At 64.5% G+C, this 19,384-nt stretch carries 17 protein-coding genes; 13 read left to right on the forward strand and 4 right to left on the reverse strand.

What is annotated here, in order from left to right:
* Positions 1–3: 3 nt before the first annotated feature.
* From AC0V2Y_RS24025 to AC0V2Y_RS24045, 5 genes are all read left to right on the forward strand, one after another.
* Positions 4–1,545, forward strand: coding sequence for a sugar ABC transporter ATP-binding protein (locus AC0V2Y_RS24025; RefSeq protein WP_475417080.1), 1,542 nt, complete (start codon positions 4–6; stop codon positions 1,543–1,545).
* On the forward strand, positions 1,542–2,627 hold the full coding sequence (locus tag AC0V2Y_RS24030; RefSeq protein WP_475417079.1) for an ABC transporter permease: 1,086 nt from the start codon (positions 1,542–1,544) through the stop codon (positions 2,625–2,627). Before AC0V2Y_RS24025 ends, AC0V2Y_RS24030 begins: the two co-directional genes overlap by 4 nt.
* On the forward strand, positions 2,624–3,598 hold the full coding sequence (gene yjfF, locus AC0V2Y_RS24035) for a galactofuranose ABC transporter, permease protein YjfF (RefSeq protein WP_475417078.1): 975 nt from the start codon (positions 2,624–2,626) through the stop codon (positions 3,596–3,598). Before AC0V2Y_RS24030 ends, yjfF begins: the two co-directional genes overlap by 4 nt.
* A gap of 3 nt (positions 3,599–3,601) precedes the next feature.
* A complete protein-coding gene (locus AC0V2Y_RS24040; RefSeq protein ID WP_475417077.1) occupies positions 3,602–4,573 on the forward strand; it encodes a glycoside hydrolase family 43 protein in 972 nt (323 codons plus the stop codon).
* Positions 4,574–4,666: 93 nt separating this feature from the next.
* Complete coding sequence (locus tag AC0V2Y_RS24045) at positions 4,667–5,608, forward strand: LysR family transcriptional regulator (protein ID WP_035823672.1); 942 nt, start codon at positions 4,667–4,669, stop codon at positions 5,606–5,608.
* A gap of 115 nt (positions 5,609–5,723) precedes the next feature.
* On the opposite strand, the gene AC0V2Y_RS24050 is transcribed toward AC0V2Y_RS24045, so the two are convergent.
* The 4 genes from AC0V2Y_RS24050 to AC0V2Y_RS24065 form a co-directional block, all read right to left on the reverse strand.
* Positions 5,724–6,989 carry a DUF6445 family protein gene (locus AC0V2Y_RS24050; RefSeq protein ID WP_475417076.1) on the reverse strand — a complete coding sequence of 422 codons (1,266 nt, stop codon included), beginning with the start codon at positions 6,987–6,989 and terminating at the stop codon, positions 5,724–5,726.
* Between the two features lie 46 nt (positions 6,990–7,035).
* Positions 7,036–7,767 (reverse strand): hypothetical protein, encoded by a 732-nt coding sequence (locus tag AC0V2Y_RS24055; protein WP_475417075.1) that lies wholly within the window; start codon positions 7,765–7,767, stop codon positions 7,036–7,038.
* Positions 7,768–7,942: 175 nt separating this feature from the next.
* On the reverse strand, positions 7,943–8,770 hold the full coding sequence (locus AC0V2Y_RS24060; protein ID WP_475417074.1) for a hypothetical protein: 828 nt from the start codon (positions 8,768–8,770) through the stop codon (positions 7,943–7,945).
* Between the two features lie 85 nt (positions 8,771–8,855).
* On the reverse strand, positions 8,856–10,238 hold the full coding sequence (locus AC0V2Y_RS24065; protein ID WP_475417073.1) for a caspase family protein: 1,383 nt from the start codon (positions 10,236–10,238) through the stop codon (positions 8,856–8,858).
* Between the two features lie 187 nt (positions 10,239–10,425).
* Between AC0V2Y_RS24065 and AC0V2Y_RS24070 the strand changes: the two genes are divergently transcribed.
* From AC0V2Y_RS24070 to AC0V2Y_RS24105, 8 genes are all read left to right on the forward strand, one after another.
* Positions 10,426–11,190 (forward strand): hypothetical protein, encoded by a 765-nt coding sequence (locus tag AC0V2Y_RS24070; protein ID WP_475417072.1) that lies wholly within the window; start codon positions 10,426–10,428, stop codon positions 11,188–11,190.
* On the forward strand, positions 11,187–12,212 hold the full coding sequence (locus AC0V2Y_RS24075; protein ID WP_475417071.1) for a hypothetical protein: 1,026 nt from the start codon (positions 11,187–11,189) through the stop codon (positions 12,210–12,212). Before AC0V2Y_RS24070 ends, AC0V2Y_RS24075 begins: the two co-directional genes overlap by 4 nt.
* 26 nt (positions 12,213–12,238) lie before the next feature.
* Entirely contained in the window at positions 12,239–13,096 is an 858-nt protein-coding gene (locus tag AC0V2Y_RS24080) for a hypothetical protein (RefSeq protein ID WP_475418383.1), read from the forward strand.
* A 1-nt stretch (position 13,097) separates the two neighbouring features.
* A complete protein-coding gene (locus tag AC0V2Y_RS24085; protein WP_475417069.1) occupies positions 13,098–14,738 on the forward strand; it encodes a hypothetical protein in 1,641 nt (546 codons plus the stop codon).
* Positions 14,713–15,624, forward strand: coding sequence for a glycerophosphodiester phosphodiesterase (locus tag AC0V2Y_RS24090; protein WP_475417068.1), 912 nt, complete (start codon positions 14,713–14,715; stop codon positions 15,622–15,624). Before AC0V2Y_RS24085 ends, AC0V2Y_RS24090 begins: the two co-directional genes overlap by 26 nt.
* 193 nt (positions 15,625–15,817) lie before the next feature.
* A complete protein-coding gene (locus AC0V2Y_RS24095) occupies positions 15,818–16,843 on the forward strand; it encodes a LacI family DNA-binding transcriptional regulator (protein WP_475417067.1) in 1,026 nt (341 codons plus the stop codon).
* Positions 16,843–18,330 (forward strand): sugar ABC transporter ATP-binding protein, encoded by a 1,488-nt coding sequence (locus tag AC0V2Y_RS24100; protein ID WP_475417066.1) that lies wholly within the window; start codon positions 16,843–16,845, stop codon positions 18,328–18,330. The genes AC0V2Y_RS24095 and AC0V2Y_RS24100 overlap by 1 nt, the downstream gene beginning before the upstream one ends.
* On the forward strand, positions 18,311–19,330 hold the full coding sequence (locus tag AC0V2Y_RS24105; protein ID WP_475417065.1) for an ABC transporter permease: 1,020 nt from the start codon (positions 18,311–18,313) through the stop codon (positions 19,328–19,330). The genes AC0V2Y_RS24100 and AC0V2Y_RS24105 overlap by 20 nt, the downstream gene beginning before the upstream one ends.
* The last annotated feature ends 54 nt before the right edge of the window (positions 19,331–19,384 follow it).

Below are 19,384 nucleotides of genomic sequence, written 5' to 3' on the forward strand. Positions count from 1 at the left end.
CGCATGATGAACACGCAAGCGCATCACACTGCCGCGCCAGCTCCCTTGCTGGAGTTGCGCGGCATCAGTAAAGCCTTTCCCGGCGTCAAAGCCCTCAGCGATGTTGCCCTGCGCCTGTATCCGGGCGAAGTGCACACGCTGATGGGGCAAAACGGCGCGGGAAAGTCGACCCTGATCAAGGTGCTGACGGGCGTCTATACGCCCGACAGCGGCCAGATTTTACTCGACGGCAAGCCCATCGCCCCCGCGTCCACCTCGGACGCGCAGGCGCTCGGCATCAGCACCGTGTACCAGGAAGTCAATCTGTGTCCGAACCTGTCGGTGGCGGAAAACATCTTTATCGGCCGCTACCCGCGCCGCTTTGGGGCTATCGACTGGCGTTCCATGCAGCAACAGGCGCGTGCCTTGCTGCAACAGTTGCAGATCGATATCGATGTCACGGCGCAATTGTCCAGCTTTCCGCTGGCCATCCAGCAAATGGTGGCCATTTCGCGCGCGCTGAATATTTCGGCCCGCGTGCTGATCCTCGACGAACCCACGTCCAGCCTGGACGAGGCGGAAGTCCATCTGCTGTTCTCCGTGCTGCGCCGCCTGCGCGCACAGGGCATGGCGATCCTGTTCGTGACCCACTTTCTCGACCAGACCTACGCCATTTCCGACCGCATCACGGTGATGCGCAATGGCGAGCGCGAGGGAGAATACGCGTGCAGCGAGCTGTCGCGTCTGGCGCTGGTGAACAAGATGATCGGCGTGGCGGCCGATACCCAAGCGCAAGAGCTTGACCTGGCGCAAGAAGCGGGCGCGGCCAGCTTCGGACCGACTGTGCTGGAAGCGCAGGGCCTCGGCCGCAAGGGCGCCTTGCTGCCCATGGATTTCCACATCCGCCAGGGTGAATTGCTGGGCCTGGCCGGCTTGCTCGGTTCGGGCCGCACGGAACTGGCGCGATTGCTGTTCGGCGCCGACAAGGCCGATTCGGGCACGATCACCATGCAGGGCCAGCCGCGCCAGTTCGCCGTGCCGCGCGACGCGATTGCCCGCGACATCGGTTTCTGCTCGGAAGACCGCAAGCACGAGGGGGCGATCCTGTCGCTGTCCGTGCGCGAAAACATCATCCTGGCCTTGCAAGCCCGCACCGGCTTGCTGCGCGCCATTCCGTTCAAACGCCAGCAGGCGCTGGCCGATGAATACGTGAAGGCGCTCGGCATCAAGACGGCCAGCATCGAAACGCCGATCGGCAGCCTGTCGGGCGGCAACCAGCAAAAAGCCTTGCTGGCGCGCTGGCTGGTGACATCGCCCGCCATGCTGATTCTCGACGAACCGACGCGCGGCATCGACGTGCGCGCCAAGCAGGAAATCATGAGCTATGTGGCCAAACTGTGCCGCAAGGGCATGGCCATCCTGTTCATCTCGTCCGAACTGCCGGAAGTGCTGCGCTGCAGCGACCGTATCGTCGTCATGCGCGACCGCAAGGCGTGCGGCGACTATGCGCGCGGCGAGCTCGATGACAGTTCCGTGCTGCAAGTGATTGCCGGAGAGACCGCATGAGCATGACCACTTCGTCGCCCGCCGCCCCTGCGGCGCGGGCGGCTGCCACCACGGATTCTTCCATTGTGCATACCGTTTTACACCATCCCCTGAGCCGGCCCCTGGCCGCGCTGTTGCTGCTGTTGCTGGTGGCCTTCTGCGCCATCCCCGGCTTTTTCCACCTAGAAATCCGCGACGGCCATTTGTACGGCAGCGTGATCGACATCGTCAACCGCGCCGCCCCCCTGATGCTGGCGGCTCTGGGCATGACGCTGGTGATCGCCACGCGTGGCATCGACATTTCCGTGGGCGCCGTCGTGGCCCTGTCCGGCACCGTGGCGGCCATGCTGATCGGCGGCACCATGGTGATGGAGAACGGCGTGCCCACCTACGTCAGCAACATCCCCATGGGCTGGGCCCTGGCGGCGGCCCTGGGCGCGGCCCTGCTGTGCGGCGCCTGGAATGGCGTGCTGGTGGCCGGTCTCGGTTTGCAGCCCATCGTCGCCACCCTGATCCTGATGGTGGCGGGGCGCGGCCTGGCGCAATTGCTGACGGATGGGCAGATCGTTACCGTCTATTATCAACCGTTCTTTTTCATCGGCAGCGGCTACCTGTTCGGCTTGCCGTTCTCCCTGTTCCTCGTGGCGGCCGTGTTCATCATCACGGCCTTGCTGATGCGCAAAACGGCCCTGGGCCTGTTCATCCAGGCCGTCGGCATCAACCCCGTCGCCGCGCGCCTGGCCGGCATCCGGACGGCGACATTGATCTTTTTCGTCTACGTCTTTTGCGCCGCCTGCGCGGGCTTGTCGGGCTTGATGATCAGCTCGAACATCAAGAGCGCGGACGCGAACAATGCGGGCCTGATGCTGGAACTGGACGCCATCCTGGCCGTCACCCTGGGCGGGACGTCCTTGGCCGGCGGCAAGTTCAGCCTGGTCGGCAGCATGATCGGCGCCCTCATCATCCAGACCCTGACCTACACGATCTATTCGCTCGGTGTGCCGCCCGAAGTCAACATGGTCGTCAAGTCCGTCGTCGTCTTCCTCGTCTGCCTGTCGCAATCGTCGGAATTCAAGCAATTGCTGCATCGGAGAAAAGCATGAAGGGCTTGCTGCACACCCCGTATTTCACTTCGCTCGTCACGGTCTTGCTGCTGCTGGTGATGCTGGGCCTGGGCGGCGCCGTCTACCCGGGCTTGCTGTCCACGCAAGTGATCTTTAACCTGTTGATCGATAACGCCTTTTTGCTGGTGATCGCCGTCGGCATGACCTTCGTCATCGTCTCCGGCGGCATCGACTTGTCCGTCGGTTCCGTGCTGGCCCTGTCGACCATGATCGCCGCCTGGCTGCTGAACGTGGCGCACTGGCCGCCGCTCCTGGTGATCGCTACCGTGCTGGCGCTGGGCGCCGTGTTTGGCGCCGGCATGGGCGCGCTGATCCATTACTTCAAATTGCAGCCCTTCATCGTCACGCTGGCCGGCATGTTTCTGGCGCGGGGCCTGTGCTATTTGATCAGCATCAATTCCATCACCATCGATGATCCGCTGTTCGTCGCCATGTCGCAGACGCAACTGGGCTTTCTCGGCGGCTTTGTCTCGCCCGGCGTCGTGATTGCCGTGCTGACCCTGCTGCTGGCCATCTGGCTGGCGCACGCCACGCCGTTCGGCCGCGCCGTGTATGCGATCGGCGGCAACGAGCAGTCGGCCCTGATGATGGGCTTGCCCGTGGGCCGCACCAAGGTCTTCATTTACGCCTTCAGCGGATTCTGTGCGTCCTTGGGCGGCGTGCTGTTTTCGTTCTACATGCTGTCCGGCTATGGCTTGCATGCGCAAGGCACGGAACTGGACGCGATTGCCGCCGTCGTCATCGGCGGCACCTTGCTCAGCGGCGGCTATGGCTACGTGGCGGGCGCCCTGTCCGGCGTGCTGGTGCTGGGCACCATCCAGACCCTGATCGCCTTCGACGGCACGCTCAGTTCGTGGTGGACCAAGATCGTCATCGGCGGCCTGCTGTTCGTCTTTTGCGTCGTGCAAAGACTGATGGCCATGGGTCAGAAAACCACCAAAGGGAGTTAATCGATGTTCCAGCAACACACACGTGCCGCCATCGGCATGGCGGCGGTGCTCGCCTGCGCGGCATGCGGCGCGCAGGCGGCCAACCCCATCGTGAAAAATATCTACACGGGCGATCCGGCCGCGCTGGTCGACAATGGCAGGGTGTATCTGTACGTGGGCCACGATGAAGCGAGCGCCACGGATACGGATTACCGGATGCACGAGTGGCGCGTGTATTCCTCGTGCGACATGGCCAACTGGACCGACCACGGCTCGCCCGTGCGTTACTCGACCTTCGCCTGGGCCGCCAAGGACGCTTGGGCGGGCGACATCGTCAAGCGCGGCAGAAAATACTATTTTTACTCGACCGTCGACCACAAGACCATCCCCGGCAAGGCCATCGGCGTGGCCGTGTCCGACAGCCCCACGGGCCCCTTCGTCGACGCGCGCGGCAGCGCCCTGATCACGAACGACATGACGCAGCAGACGGCGATCCCGTGGGACGACATTGACCCGGCCGTCTTCATCGACACGGATGGCCAAGCCTACCTTTACTGGGGCAACACGGTCTTGAAGTACGCCAAGCTCAAAGCCAACATGACGGAGCTCGATGGCCCGATCCTGACCTTCGGCATGGATGCGTTCACGGAAGCGGCCTATATGCACAAGCATGCGGGCACGTATTACTTGTCGTACTCGCGCAACTTCCCGGAAGAAACGGCATATTCGACGGGACCCACGCCGACGGGCCCCTGGCATTTTCGCGGCACCATCATGGACAAGAATGCCGTCGTGAAAACCATCCACCAGGCCATCATCGAGTTCAACGGCAAGTCCTACATCTTCTATCACAACGACAAGTTGCCAGGCGGCGGGGAATACCGGCGTTCCGTGGCCGTGGAAGAGCTGAAATACAAGCCCGACGGCACGATCGAATTCATCCACCAAACGGCTGGCCCGGCACCTAATCCCAGCGCCGCATGCAAGGCATCGTGATCGCTGCTTGACGACGCTCAAAAAGGAGACACACCGATATCTGGAATATCGATATTGAGTTAAAACTGATATCGATCATGATATGATTTATTCATGGATACCCTCAACCCCAACTGGTTCTTGCGAGCCCGCCTGAAGACGCGGCAATTGCTGCTGCTGATCGCCCTTGACGAGCAGCGCAACATCCACCGCGCGGCGGAAGAATTGCACATGACGCAGCCGGCCGCGTCCAAGCAAATCAAGGACCTGGAAGAGATGCTGGACGTGCGCCTGTTCGACAGGTTGCCGCGCGGCATGGAGCCGACCATCTACGGCGAAACGATGATACGCCACGCGCGCATGGCCCTGACGAGCCTGTCGCTGGCGCATGACGACATCGTGGCGCTCAAATCAGGCCTGACGGGCCAGGTGGAAGTGGGTGTCATCATGACGCCGGCCATGGCCTTGCTGCCGCGCGCGATTGCCCGCATCAAGCAGCAGGCGCCGCTGATGCGCATCGGCGTGCACCTGGAGCACAGCAATACGCTGATGGACATGCTGCAGCACGGCACCCTGGATTTCATGATCGGGCGCATCCTGGAAAAGGAAAGCAGCGCCGGACTCATCTACGAGGAATTGACGGAAGAGCCGGCCAGCGCCGTGGCGCGCAATGGCCACCCGCTGCTGTCGCGCAAGAATCTGCAATTGAAGGACCTGGCGGGCCAGCCGTGGATCTTGCCGCCGCAAGGCAGCATCCTGCGCCACCGCTTCGACATGATGTTCCGCCGCGCCAGTCTGGAGCCGCCCGTTGACGTGGTCGACACGACCGCCTTGCTCTTGATCACGTCCTTGCTGCAGCAGACGGATTCGCTGCACGTGATGCCGACGGAAGTGGCCCACTACTATGAATCGCTGAACGTGCTGAGCATTTTGCCGATTGAGCTGCCGTGCAAGATGGATGCCTTCGGCATCATCCGCCAGCAGGATCATCTGTTGTCGCCGGGGGCGGATATGTTGTTGAAAGCGGTACGCGCCACGGCCGCCGACATGTATTGACACGAGGCGGTGGTTGTGTCGGATTACGCGTTCCGCTAATCCGACCTACGCATGGTCCGGTGACTGGTAGGTCGGATTAGCCCGCAGGGCGTAATCCGACAATTGCCCGTTACCCCTAATCCGGCACCTCAAAGAAAAACAGCTGCACCAACCGGCCATTTTCCGGCGTGTCGCCAAACACATTGCTGATCGAGTGAAAGTAGTGGCCCTTGTAGACGATCAGGCGGTTATGGCGCATCGGCACTTCCAGCAGGGCTTGCCAACTGTCGCGCTGTTCCTGCAAGTCGTTGAATTTCTGCACTTTACTGTTCGGCAGCCAGCGCTTCTGGAAATCCTTGAAGCTGGCATAGCCGCCCGCTTTCACGTCCGCCTCGGGCAAGCGCCGGTACCAGCCGCTGGGCTGGTGGCGCCAGAACGTGGTGCCGCCCTGGCATTGCTCGGGCGGGTTCAGATACAGCACGCCCGCATAGAAATTGAAGTTATTGCCCGTCTCGTTATCCACGTGGATATCCGTGCGCGCCATCGCGTCCGCATAGCTGAGGCGATACGAGCCGTTGTCGGGCGAGATGAAACGGATGGGGCGGCCCAGCGCCGTGGCGATGCGTTCCATGATGGCCTGGCTGGGCTGGCCCGCCGTCTGGCTGCCCGGATAGTTCTGTCCCGCATAGCGCTGCTGCTCGAACGGCAGCGCCAGCGCCTGGGCGCGCCAGGCGGCCGGATCGGGCAGGAAATCGTCGAGGATGTGCAAGTCCGTTTCACGCAGGAATTCCTCCAGCGATGGCGCGACGTTGATCGGTGTCAAAGTTTCGGCGTATTCCGCTTGCGGGCTGGCAAAGCCGATGCGGCAGGTTTGCGCCAGCGCCGGATGTAGCGCCAGGGCTTGCGCATAGCGGGCCAAGGCCAGTTCCTGCTGTGCCGTGCGGTAATACAGCTCGGCCAGGCCTTGCAGGGTTTGCCAGCGCTGCGGGCGCAGGGCGTGGGCCCGTTCCAGTTCGGCGATGGTCTCCATCAGCCGCTGTTTTCCCATCAGCAATTCCGCATGGCTGATGGCGAAATCGTGCTCGTGCGGCGCCAGCCGCGCCGCCGTGGCGTAGCTGGCCAGCGCCGCCTCGCTGTCCGTGCCGCGCAGCACGTTGCCGAAGTTGTAGTGGAACAGGGCGTTGTCGGGCTGTTGCTTGAGCGACAGTTTCAACAGGCCCAGGCCGATGGTGCCCTGGCCCAGTTCCAGCATCGCCAGGCCCTGGAAATGCTGGGCTTCGGCCAGGGCCGGGTCCTGTTTAAAAGCCGCCTGATAGGCGTTGATCGCTTCGATCAGCTTGCCTTGCTGCTGCAGTTGCCGGCCCTTGGCCAGCTGTTGTTCCGCCAGTGTCTGTTCGCCCATGTCAGTATCCCGATGCAATGTGGCGAACAGTGTAACCGAGCTCGTTCTACAGCGCCTGGCTGACGGGAATTTCCTGTCCGTTCAGCTTGATCGCCACCTTGACGATCTGCGCCTTGACCTGGTTGCTGGCCATGTCCGCTTCCTGGGCATAGGCGTACACGATGATGGCGAAATCCTTGTAGCCGCTGCGCGCCGCCTCGATCTTGCGCGCCGCGTCCTGGTCCACCTTCAGCAGCGAGTAGCCGTCGCCGTTGGTAAATGCCAGCTTGTAGTCGCCGTTGTCGTACATGTAGTAATACGTGCCCGCTTCGGCGAACTTGGCGGGGAAGGCGGCCTTGTCCATGGCGTACGGCGACAGCGCGCCCTGGCCGTTGATCTGGTAGCGCAGGTAGCGTTTCGTCTTCGCCTCATTGACCTTGGCGTCGATCTGCGGTTTCAGCGCGTCCAGCACTTCCTGCTTGCGGAAGGCGTCGTTGCTGCCCGCATATTCGCGCGAGATGCGCTGTGCCACGGCCGCATAGTCGGGCGGCACGCCGGACAGGGCGATGTAGCTGTACATCAGCTGGTTGCCGCTGGTGATGTCGACATAGCTGGCGCTTGGCGTGCCCGGGTCCGCTTGCGGCAGGCTGGCGGCCGCCGCTTTTACCTGGGCTTTGGCGGCCATGTCGGCCACGCTGGTGGCGGGCGTCGAAGCCGCCGGCGTTGCATTCTCGGAGGGCTTGCCGCAGGCGGACAGCAGGATGGCGATGGCGAGCAGGGCGGGCAGGGTACGTTGCATGATATTTCCTTTAAGATCAGTTAAAAGGTAGTGACGGTTTTAATTTTTAGGGTTGTGAAAGTCACGGCAGCGCTGAAAACCGTAGCGAGCAAGCCCAATGCCGGGTTGAGTAGCGGAACCGTACTTTATGTACGGTGAGCAACGCCGACCCGGAAGTGGGCTGCGCAGTAGGTTTTCAGTGCTTGCCTCCCAAGCGTTTGTATTCGCCTACGCCATAGGCCGCGAGGACGATGGAAGCGGCCAGCACCAGGTAAAAGCCGATGCCGAACGAGAGCCCCTGCCACACTTGCCCCAGCATTTCGCTGGCCATCTGTTCGGCCATGCGGGCCGCGCGGTTGCCCATGATGCCGCCCATGGCGTTGCCCGCATCGCTCACGGCGCCCTTGATCTTGATGAACAGCAAGCTGCTGTGGAGGACGATGAACAGCAGCGGCGCGCACTTGCCCAGCGCCGCTTTCGGGTGGCTGCTGGCCATGGTGGCGCAGCAGGCGGCGATGGCCAGCAGGAAGAAAAATTGGGCCGAGGTAAAACCGCTGCCGCCATCGCGGGCAAAGCTCTCCAGGCTGTCGGCGGACAGGCCCAGCAGCTGCCAATAGGTGCGCGAGACGGAGGCGAACAAACGGATGCCGATGGTGTTGAAGATAAAGGCGCCGGCGATCAGCACGCCAAGGCTGGCCAGCACCTGGATGCCGAGCGCCGAGACGGCCCGGCCCCACAGTTGCTGGCCCTTGTCGCGCGCCAGCTTGGCGGCACCGGCCATGTCTTCCTGCGCCAGTTGCTGGGCGGGAATGGCCGTGACGGTGGCGAGGTCGCCGGCATCATCGAAGCGCACGTCGACGACGGCGTTGATGGCGGGCGCCACGTCCGAGCGCCAGTGGGTGGCCACGTCGAAGGCATGCTGGATGCCGGCCACGCTGACGGAACCTTGTCCGCTTGCTTGGTAGGCGAGGATGCGGCCCCGTTGGCCGGTGGTAATGGTTGCTGCCGGGCTGGATGTTTGCATAAGATTTCCCTGGTCACTGTCATGCTGTATTGCATGTACCCACGGATAACGGGGGCAGTTCAGGGAAATCCAAAATTATTTTGAGTTATTTTTTCGGCGGCTGTAATACGTCCTTGGCGGCGCCCTGGTAATCCTTCATCAAGCCCATGAAGGCATCCTGCAGATGGCGGGCCGCATCCTGCGGCGGCGCGCCCGTGCGCCGCGCCAGGTCGAATTTATACGCATGGGCGGGGCTGTAGCCGGCCTGCGAGGCGGCGTCCAGCAGCATGCCCGCCCGTTTCAGCGAGGCGGGGTCACCCTTGACCATCAGCAATTCGGCCAGGTAGGTCTGGGCAATCGGAAAATCCTTGGCGGCCGCCTTTTCCAGCCACTGCATGCCCGCCTTCGGCTGTTTGATTCCCGCATCGCCGCCGCCGATGCCGTAGCCGAGGGCCGTCAGCGCCACCAGATCGCCGCCGCGCGCGCGCTTTTCCAGCTGCTGGCGGGGAAACGGCCGGGCCGCGATCTGCATGCGAATTTCATAGTTGATATCTTGCAGCACATTGCCTGGCCACACCTTGGCACCGGGGGCGGCCGGCTTTTCCACCGCTGGCGAAGGCGCCGGGACCGGTGCGCGCATGCCGCCCTGCGCGCCGGCCAGCACGCCCGGTGCCGGCGGACTGACGCCCTTGCCGCTGCCCATGTTCAGCACCAGCCGCGCCGACGTTTCGCCAAATGACACGCGCGGTTTTTGCACGTCGTGCGTCATGGCGGCGACCCTGGCCGCCACTTGCGAGAACACGTCGCTCATCGGCAAGCCCGGGGCATCGAGCGCGTCGAGCAGGGCGCTGGTGTACGGGCTGTTGCGCGAATCGGGCGACCAGAAATCGCGCGCCAGGGCGCCCGGTCCCGCCGAATAGGCGATCACCACGCCCCGTGGCGCATGCGTGTCGGCAAAGCCGTGGCTGGCCGCATTGCCTCCGCCAGGGACCATCACGGCGCCCCCACGCGTATATTCCTGGCGGCAAGCGTCGAGGATCAGCACGGCGCCGCGCGCGCCCGTGCGCTGCAGGTCGCCCGCCAGGCTGGAGACGGACACGCCCTGCGCGGCGATGGCGGCGGCGCTCAGCGCATGCATGTTCGCGCCCAGCGGCAGCACGTAATTGGCCTCGCCCGCCTGGGCGCCGTGGCCCGCGTAAAACACGAGGGCGATATCGGCGCCGCGTGCCTGCGTGGAAAAATCGGCCGACGCCTTTTGCAGCTGTTGCGCATTGATGTCCGTGCGCAGCAGTACTTCAAAGCCCAGGCGGCGCAGGCGCTCGGCCATGGCACGCGCATCGTTCACAGGATTCAATAGCGGCTGCGGATAGGCCGCGTTGCCGATCACCAGCGCGATGCGCTTGCCGGGAGCCGCCGGCGCGGCGGCGTGCGCGACGTTGCTGAGCAGTAAAAAGAACAGGCTGAAAAACAGGGGAATCAGGCGTTGCATCGGGGTCTCGGGGATTGTCGTGAAAGTAACAAAAGTTAGCGATTTTTACTGTGATATGAGAAAATTGCCTAAATGCATTTTACCTTACTGACAAGTTTCTCTTGTCTGGCCAGCGCATTGCTTGTTTGCCTGTGCGCATCGCCGCCGGCCAGTGGCGCGTGCCGCCCAACACACGATCGGACCGGCTTTGCAATCGGAACAATTTGAACGGATTCATGATTTCTGGACGCGCCGCCAGCGGCTGACACAAGCCGAACTGGGCGAGTTTTACCAGCGCGTCATCGCCGCGCTGACGCCGTGCCGCCCGCGCGAAGCGGCGTCGCTGGGCGATTCGCTGGCCGACTTGCGCCACCAGTTTTTCATTGAAAAAGTCCTGCATGGCGACAGCGACGCCGCGCCCCACCACGTCGGTGCCTTGTTCCTGTACTTCAAGCGCTTCATCATCGACCAGCTGCGCAAGCAGCGCGATGACGAGGATGCCGATGCGCAGGAGGGCTGCGAGCTGCAGGCGCCCGACGCCTATGCGGCGCCGCTGCGCGACTACCAGCTCACGCCGCAGCAAGTGCGCGAGGCGGCCGACGTTTTTCTCGCCACCTTGCCGCAGGATTTGATCTTGCTGCTGCGCCATTGCGGCTGCGGCGGCATGCCCGTCAGGGAACTGGCCGAGCAGATCGCGTCCGCGCATTACCACGGCGGAAAATTAGGCCTCGTGCACCGGCAGAAGGGCGATCCCGCCAGCGCGGGACGGCAGATCGTCGAGCCGGCCCACCGCGCCACCTTGCTGGGCAGCTGGGTCTTGAGCCTGCTCAAGCTGCGCGTGGGCGATCCCCTGGGTACGCGCGATATGCAGGCGGCGCAAATAGTTTTGGATATTCTGTGCGTGGCCGCGTTATCCCTGCACATGGACCCCGTGTCCACCCACCCGAACCTTGATGAAAGGCCAACGGCATGACTGCATTGACGCCCTCGCTGGCCATCGTTGCCGCGCGCCTGCCATCGCCCCCGTCTTCCGCCGAGCTGCTGGACGCGGATGTGGCGGGCACTAGCCCCGACTGGCGCGGCATTGCCGTGCCGGAACACTTGATGGAACGCTTTGCGCGCCGCAGCGACGCGGCGCCCTTGGCCGGGCGGCCCATCGCGGGCGGACAGATCCACCTGCTGGCGCGTTGCCCCGGCTTTGGCGCCGTGCTGCTCGACGCCTGGGACGGCGCGCAACAGCGTTGGCGCGGCTGGCTCGTCACGCCAGATGCGTCGTATGCGGATGCCTGCGGCCTCGTGGTCGAGGAGCGCGACGCGCCCGCCGACCCGCGCGCGGGCCTGGTGCTGTGCGACATGCCCGTGACCGTGGCCGTGACGGACCTGGGCGCCTGCCTGGGCGTGTTCAGCCAGGAGCGCCTGCAGGCGGCGCGCTGGCTGGAAACGCATGGCCGCGCCAATGCCGCCACGGCGGCGCCGGGCGTGATCGCCCGCGTGGCCTTGCCCGGCGACGATTACGCCTTGACGGGCACGCCGCTGTCGAGCGAGCTGGGCAAGGATGGCCGCGTGGCCTACCGGCAATTGCTGCGTCAGGGCTTGCAGCAGTTGCAGATCGCTTCGGCCGATGCCGCCGCGCCACAGATGACGCCAATCAAGGCGGCCAATGCGAATCGCTGGCTGAAGATCGTCACCGCCGTGGCCGCCAGCGTGATGGTGGTGCAATCGGCGTGGCTGTTCCTGCCGAAAGATCAGGCTGTCGTCGGCAATGCGGAATTCCGCAGCGGCAGTGGCAGCGGCGTCGAGACGGGCGTGCGCACGCGCGTGCTGTTCCGTGCCGACGCCACGGAGGCGGAGATCCGCACCTGGCTGCAGCGCGAGCAGCTGGAAATCGTCGCCGGTCCCGATACGCTCGGCGCCTTCACCGTGCTGTCGCGCGACCGCCAGAAAGTCTTGCCGCCGCCAGGCCCGGGCAATCCACTGGCCGTCATCAACCCCTGACCCGAAATAAGAGAAAGTTATCAAGTATGGCAACGTATAAGAATTTTGCATCCGCGCACTGGCGCAAGTTGTGTGCTGGCGTGGCCGCCGGCGTCCTGTTGACGGGCTGCGCCATGACGCCGAATGGCCGTGGCGGCGTCATGGTCGGCCTGGATACGGCAGAGCTGTTCGGCACGCCAATCTCCACTTTCGTGCTGCGCGACGGCACGGAAGGCACCTTGCGCAAGGATCCGCAAGGCAAGTATTCGATCAAGCTGTCGCAGGCGTTTCGCGTCGTGCCGCTGGCCAACGCGATCACGGCCCGCGTGGCGCGCGTGGAGAACGTGGGCGAGCGCACCGTGGTGATCGTCGAAACCCAGGAGCGCGGCTGCGCCTACCGCTATGAAGTGCTGGCGTTCCAGGGCACGGACGTGCTGCAGTGGACGGTGGGCAATTGCAAGGATCGCCCCCGCGTGGAACTGGCGGCGGACGCCAAATCGCTGAACATCGACTTTCCCAACTACAACCGCCTGTCGCGCATGATCTACACGGACAACCGCCTGCTCAACGCCAGCGTGGCCGTGCCGCCCGGCGTCGATACGCGCGCCCAGCCGTTTGCCGACGACGCCTTGCGCGCTACCGGCCCCGTCATTACGACTTTCCCGGCTGGCGACGGCAGCGGCCGCGTGATTCCCGCCCCGCCGGCCGCCGCTCCGGCCCCGGCCGCCGCGCCGAAAACGGGCAGCCGCGCCAGCGCCAAGCCGCGCCGCCAGGAGACCCCGGCCAGGGCGGCGGCACCCGCCATCAGCCTGCCGGCCCCGCGCAGCGCGGCGGCTGCCCCTGCCGCGCCGATGATCTTCCAGGCTGAAGAGATCAAGCCCGTCGTCATCGATCTGAGGAAATAAGATGGCCGTGAGTCTGCGCAGTCTGCAAATCCGGCAGACCTTGATCCTGATCGTCCTGACGATCATTTATTTGTGCTGCGAGCTGGGCTTCAACGCCCGTTTGCTCGATGTGGTGGGCGGCGACGTCAAGCCGCACGACGTGGAGGGTGTGGAATTCTATGGCCGCAGCCTGTCGGGCATCGCCGCCGCGCTGGTGGTGCTGCAACTGATGTGGCGCCGTCGGCTGAAGAACAATGGCAGCGGCCCCAGCTGGAAAAAGATCGTCTTTTGCTGCGTCGCCACGGCCGCGGTCGTGTTCGGCATTCTGAAGACGACGGTCACGGTGCTGGTGGAAACGCGCGATGCGCAATTTCGCCGCCTGGCCTTCAACACCACCCTGATGCAGCGCTCGCTGGTGGGCGGCAGCCTGCAATTGCAGGGCCTGGTCGATGATGCCACCCTGTTTGCCAAGCCCGAAGGCAAGGCTTTCCTTGCCCTGTTCCCGTTCCTGGCCGTCTCGGTGGGCCACCTCGACGAGCGCATGGAGCCGGCGAAGGAGCAGTTGATCAACTTTAATGTCCGCAAGATCGCCGGCGGCGCGGCCGGCTACTACGACAAGTACCGGCAGGCGATCGGCGAAGTGCATGACAAGTGGAAATTGTATTCGGGTATCATTCCCGACGACGATGCGGGCTTGCGCCAGCAGCAGGAATCGGCGTGGAACGATTACCGGCAAAGCCTGTCGCGCCACGGCTGGCAGCCGCATTCCGTGCCGGCGCGGCGCAAGGCGGCCGTGGTCAACAATGTGCGCAAGAAGGTGCCCGTGTCGGCCAACTGGCATCCGGCCGACCAGATTTCGTTCCGCCTGGCCGTCAAGCGCCGCTATGCGTCGGAAGCGGCCGGCAAGGGGTTGACTATCAAGGGCGACCGCATTCCGCCCGGCCTGTCCTTCCCCGCCTTCGTGGCGCGCCCCGGCATCCAGGCCGTGCTGCGAGACGGGCCGGACGGCGGCGACGGCAGCGAAGCGAGCAAGGGCTTGCGGCTGCCGAAGGGCGCCGTGGTGCAGGACGCGTATGCGAGCCCGGCCGAGTTCAGCCGCCTGTTCGACCAGTTCGCCGCGCGCCAGACGGCGGAAAAGCTGGTGGAATACCGCGCCAGCCGCAGCGACTTCGAAGTGCATGGCAAGTATTATGCGGAGGGCAAGGAAGCGGCGCGCGCGGCCATCGTGCCGCCCGTCGCCCTGTTTTTCTCCCTGTTGGGCGCCATCGGCCACTTTTCGAAACTGCTGTACCTGATCGCCACCGTGGGCTTGCTGGTGCTGGCGGCGCGCCGGGGCGAGCAGGCGGGCGCCGATGGCCAGCTGAGCCGGCGTTCCGCCTGGATCGCCACGGGCGTGCTGGCCGGCGCCTTCCTGGGCACCTGGGGTATCTTCAGCCTGTCGGACAACAATGTCACGAAGAGCGAGCTGTTCCGCCAGATGCTGGACTGGAACCGCCAGGCCGACGGCGACAGCACGCGCTGGCAAATCGCCGGCAAGGGCTTGCTGGCCAATATCACGCACGTCGTGGCGGTGGGGCAGGGCTACAGCTACCCCGTCAACGAAGCGATCCGCATCAATATTTTGCAGGGACTCGAATATGGTTATCACCCGGAAAAAAAATAAGGCGGCCGCCCTGGCTTTGCTGCTGTGCATGGCCAGCACGGCCGTCCAGGCCGACTGCCTGGGCATGAAGGTGCATGCCCACCGTGGCGCCGGCAATGCGCCGGAAAACTCGCTGAGCGCGCTGCGCAACACGTATTTCGGCACCTGGGACGGCGTCGAGACGGATTTGCAGCTGCTGGGCGACGGCAGCTGGGTGGTGCACCATGACCTGCTGACGGGCCGGGTCGTCGACACGGGATCGCCCCGCACCGTGAAACAGTTGACGGCCGACGACTGGCGCGCCGCCAGCATGAAGAACCGCGGCGCGGCCACGCCGGAAACGCCGCCCTTCGTCAGCGATGTAGCCGACCTGGCGACGGCTTTTCCGGCGAAAACCCTGAATGCGGAAATCAAGGATGTCGTGGCCTCGTGCGCGCCCATCGCCACCCTGGTGGGGCAGTTGCGCGCCAACATCAAGCATGGCAACTGGTTTTTGACCTCGGGCGTGCCGAACAACCTCGCCTGTGCGCGCCGCGCCGATCCGCAGGGCTACCTGGGCCTGCTCGTGTTTGACGCGCGCAATGCGCAGGCGGCCGGCACCAACCGGGTCAGCCGCTATATCGCGAAAAATGCCCGCCCGCCCAAGCTGGACAAGCCCTGGCTGCAGCGCGTGCAGCAGCAGATCGGCATGCCCGTCGGCGTGCACGTGGACGCGCGCAGCCTGGACGCCAATCCCAGGCTGCTGGACGATGCGGCTGGTCTGAGCATGCCCGTCTTCGTCTACGCCGTCGATGGCGACTCGGCCCTGGCCGCCTCGCTGCTGCGCGCCCAGCAGCGCAGCCACCGCCTGCCCAGCGGCGTCATTCTTGACGGCAATCCCGAGACGTTTTGCGCGATGATGAAATAAGTTGTCGCTGCTTTGCGAGGCGCCGGTTTTGCCGTGCAGCAGAGCGCCTTGCCACCCCAGAAATCGCAGCGTCCAACGGCCCGTACAGGGCCGTTTTTTGCACATCTTTTGCGCATCGCAGCATCGATAATGTTTGCATCGCGCGCCCGACTGGCCTATAAATGTAATCGATTACATTTTATGTGAAAACCCCATGCCGCCAGCCGTCCCGTCTTCCTTGCCGACAGAAACCATCTCCATCAGCGCCGTCGCCGCGCATGCGGGCGTGTCGGTGGCCACCGTCTCGCGCGTGATGAACGAGCAGGCAGGCGTGCGGGCGCCCACGCGCGACAAGGTGCTGGCGTCCGTGGCCGCGCTCGGCTACCGCATGAACCACCTGGCGCGCAGCCTGCGCACGGCCGAGAGCCGCATGCTGCTCACCATGGTGCCCGATGTGGGCAACCCCTTCTATGCGCAGATCGTGCGCGGCATCGATACGGTGGCGCGCGAGCACGGCTACTTCGTCTTGCTGTGCGACACGGGCGCCGATGCGGGCCGCGAGCGTTCCTATTTCGACCTGCTGCGCATGCACCGCGCCGACGGCGCCATCTGCCTCGATCCGGACACGGTGCAGCATGCCTTGTCGCATGAATCCGTCAGCCTGCCGTGGGTGGCGTGCTGCGAATTCGACCCCGCCGTGGCCGTGCCCTATGTCGGCATCGACAACCACCGGGCCGCGTCGGACGCCGTCGCGCACCTGCTGTCGCGCGGCCACACGCGCATCGGCCTGATCAATTCAGACGAACGCTATCTGTATGCGCGGCAACGCCAGCAAGGCTATCTGGACACACTGGCGGGGGCCGGCCTGCCCGTGCGGCCGCAGTGGGTGCACACGGTGCAAAGCCTCGACTATGAAGCGGGCACGGCCGCCACCTTGCGCATGATGGCGGGGCCCGATGCGCCGACGGCCATCTTTGCCGTCTCCGACACCCTGGCCATCGGCGTGCTGAGCGCGCTGCGCCAGTTGAACAAGCGCGTGCCCGAGGACGTGGCCGTCATCGGCTTCGACGATATCGCCATCGCCGCGCAGATCGACCCGGGATTGACCACCATCGCGCAGCCGATGCGCGAGCTGGGCGAGACGGCGGCGCGCTTGCTGCTGCAGCGGCTGGCCAACCCGGCGGCCAGCGTGCCGGGCGTGCTGCTGGAACATAACTTGGTCTTGCGAGGGAGTGCATAGTGAGCGTTGCCGTCGGTTTTGAAGGGGTGTGCAAGGATTTCGGCCCCGTGCGCGTCTTGCATGGCGTCAGTTTTACCCTGGCACCGGGGCGCGTGTATGGTTTGCTGGGCGAAAACGGCGCCGGCAAGTCGACCCTGATGAAAATCCTCGCCGGCTACGAGGGCGTGAGCGAAGGCCAGCTGCTGATCGATGGCCAGCCCCGGCGCTTTGCCAGTTCGCGCGCGGCGGAGTCCGCCGGCATCGTGCTGATCCACCAGGAATTCAACCTGGCCGAACACCTGACGGTGGCGCAGAACATGTTCCTAGGCCACGAAAAGACGCGCGGCTGGCTGCTCGACGAGGCCGCCATGCGCGAGGAAGCGTCGCGCTACCTGAAGCAGGTGGGCCTGGACGTCTCGCCCGACACCAAAATACGCGACCTGATCGTCGCCGAGAAACAGCTGGTGGAAATCGCCAAGGCCCTGTCGCGCCGCGCCCGCTTCCTGATCATGGACGAGCCGACGGCCACCCTGACGTCGTCGGAAACCCAGCGTTTGTTCGCCGTGATGGCGCAGCTCAAAAGCGATGGCGTCACCATCTTGTATATCTCGCACAAGCTCGACGAAGTGGAGCGCAATACGGATGAGGTCATCGTCATGCGCGACGGGCGTTTCGTCACGCGCGAGCCGACGGCCAGCCTGAGCCGCCAGCAGATGGCGAACCTGATGGTGGGGCGCGAATTGTCCGATATGTTCCCCGCGAAAGTGCCGCTGGCGCCGGATGCTCCGATCCTGCTGAAGGTCGATGGCTTGAGCGTGCCCGGCTGGGCGAAAGCGCTGTCGTTCGAGGTGCGCGCGGGCGAAGTGCTGGGCTTTGCGGGCCTGGTGGGCGCGGGGCGCACGGAATCGTTCGAAGCGCTGCTGGGTCTGCGCCCGCGCAGCGCGGGCACGATCCATCTGAATGGCCAGCCCGTGGATATCCGTAGCCCCAAGCAAGCGATGCAGCACGGCATGACCTACCTGAGCGAAGACCGCAAGGGAAAAGGACTGCACGTAAACCTGGGCTTGCGCGAAAACCTCACGATGATGACGATGGAGCGCTATGCGCGGCCGTGGCTCGATGTGAAGGGCGAGAAGCAGGCGCTGGCCAGGGCTGTCGATGATTTCAATATCCGCACGGGCGACCTCGACAGCCGCGCGCGCATGCTGTCCGGCGGCAATCAGCAAAAGCTGGCGCTGGCCAAATACCTGCATTCGGACCCCCGCGTCGTCGTGCTCGATGAGCCGAGCCGCGGCGTGGACGTGGGCGCCAAGCGCGACATTTACTTTTTGATTCACCGCCTGGCCGCCGAAGGGCGCGCCGTGATCGTGATTTCATCGGAATTGATCGAATTGATCGGCCTGTGCCACCGGGTTGCCGTGATGCGCGCCGGCACCCTGCAAGCCACCCTGTCTGCTGACCACCTGACCGAAGAGGAGTTGATTGCCCATGCAACCGGCACGCACTGACACCACCGTATCCCCGCTCGCCAACGCCGTTGCCCGCTTCGGCGCGCGCATCAAGGGCTTGGGCCCCGTGCTGGGCCTGTTATCGCTGTGCATCGCGGGCACCTTGCTCAATGGCGACTTCGCCACCGTGGACAACCTGATGAACGTGCTCACGCGCACGGCCTTCATCGGCATCATCGCCGTCGGCATGACCTTCGTCATCATCTCGGGCGGTATCGACCTGTCGGTGGGCTCCATGGCGGCCCTGATCGCCGGCTGCATGATCTATTTCATGAATGCGCTGGCGCAAGGCGCTGGGGGCAACCTGGCGCCGATCACCATGCTGGTGCTGGGCATCGCCATGGCGCTGGTGCTGGGCGCCGGCTTCGGCCTGATGCACGGCTTGTTGATCAGCAAGGGCAATATCGAACCGTTCATCGTCACTCTGGGCACCCTGGGCATCTTCCGCGCCGTGCTGACGTACCTGGCCGACGGCGGCGCGCTGACCCTGGACGCCACCCTGTCCGAGCTGTACAGCCCCGTCTACTACACGAGCGTGCTGGGCGCGCCGATCCCGATCTGGATCTTTCTGTTCGTTGCGGCGGCCGGCGCCGTCATATTGAACCGCACCACGTTCGGCCGCCACGTGCAGGCGATTGGTTCCAACGAGCAAGTGGCGCGCTATGCGGCCATCAACGTCGACCGGGTGAAAATCGCCACCTACATGCTGCTGGGCATCTGCGTGGGCATCGCCACGGTGCTGTACGTGCCGCGCCTGGGCTCGGCCACGCCGACGACGGGCTTGCTGTGGGAACTCGAAGCGATCGCCGCCGTCGTCGTCGGCGGCACCGCCCTGAAAGGGGGAGAGGGGCGCATCGTCGGCACCGTCATCGGCGCCATCCTGCTGTCCGTGATCAGCAACATCCTGAATTTGACCAGCATCATCAGTGTCTACCTGAATGCCGCAGTGCAAGGCGTGGTGATCATCGCCGTCGCCTTCCTGCAGCGAGGCCGCAAATAAAACAAGAGCGGCGTTCTGAAAGGGCAGCCAACGGGCGCCCACAACCTTGGAGGA

Source organism: Janthinobacterium sp. BHSEK (assembly GCF_056174685.1).

Excerpts from the sequence above, each read along its gene's own strand:
- AC0V2Y_RS24025 (WP_475417080.1), top strand. The coding sequence starts at position 4 with ATGATGAACACGCAAGCGCATCACACTGCCGCGCCAGCTCCCTTGCTG.
- AC0V2Y_RS24030 (WP_475417079.1), top strand. The coding sequence starts at position 1,542 with ATGAGCATGACCACTTCGTCGCCCGCCGCCCCTGCGGCGCGGGCGGCT.
- yjfF (WP_475417078.1), top strand. The coding sequence starts at position 2,624 with ATGAAGGGCTTGCTGCACACCCCGTATTTCACTTCGCTCGTCACGGTC.
- AC0V2Y_RS24040 (WP_475417077.1), top strand. The coding sequence starts at position 3,602 with ATGTTCCAGCAACACACACGTGCCGCCATCGGCATGGCGGCGGTGCTC.
- AC0V2Y_RS24045 (WP_035823672.1), top strand. The coding sequence starts at position 4,667 with ATGGATACCCTCAACCCCAACTGGTTCTTGCGAGCCCGCCTGAAGACG.
- AC0V2Y_RS24050 (WP_475417076.1), bottom strand. The coding sequence starts at position 6,989 with ATGGGCGAACAGACACTGGCGGAACAACAGCTGGCCAAGGGCCGGCAA.
- AC0V2Y_RS24055 (WP_475417075.1), bottom strand. The coding sequence starts at position 7,767 with ATGCAACGTACCCTGCCCGCCCTGCTCGCCATCGCCATCCTGCTGTCC.
- AC0V2Y_RS24060 (WP_475417074.1), bottom strand. The coding sequence starts at position 8,770 with ATGCAAACATCCAGCCCGGCAGCAACCATTACCACCGGCCAACGGGGC.
- AC0V2Y_RS24065 (WP_475417073.1), bottom strand. The coding sequence starts at position 10,238 with ATGCAACGCCTGATTCCCCTGTTTTTCAGCCTGTTCTTTTTACTGCTC.
- AC0V2Y_RS24075 (WP_475417071.1), top strand. The coding sequence starts at position 11,187 with ATGACTGCATTGACGCCCTCGCTGGCCATCGTTGCCGCGCGCCTGCCA.
- AC0V2Y_RS24080 (WP_475418383.1), top strand. The coding sequence starts at position 12,239 with ATGGCAACGTATAAGAATTTTGCATCCGCGCACTGGCGCAAGTTGTGT.
- AC0V2Y_RS24085 (WP_475417069.1), top strand. The coding sequence starts at position 13,098 with ATGGCCGTGAGTCTGCGCAGTCTGCAAATCCGGCAGACCTTGATCCTG.
- AC0V2Y_RS24090 (WP_475417068.1), top strand. The coding sequence starts at position 14,713 with ATGGTTATCACCCGGAAAAAAAATAAGGCGGCCGCCCTGGCTTTGCTG.
- AC0V2Y_RS24095 (WP_475417067.1), top strand. The coding sequence starts at position 15,818 with ATGCCGCCAGCCGTCCCGTCTTCCTTGCCGACAGAAACCATCTCCATC.
- AC0V2Y_RS24105 (WP_475417065.1), top strand. The coding sequence starts at position 18,311 with ATGCAACCGGCACGCACTGACACCACCGTATCCCCGCTCGCCAACGCC.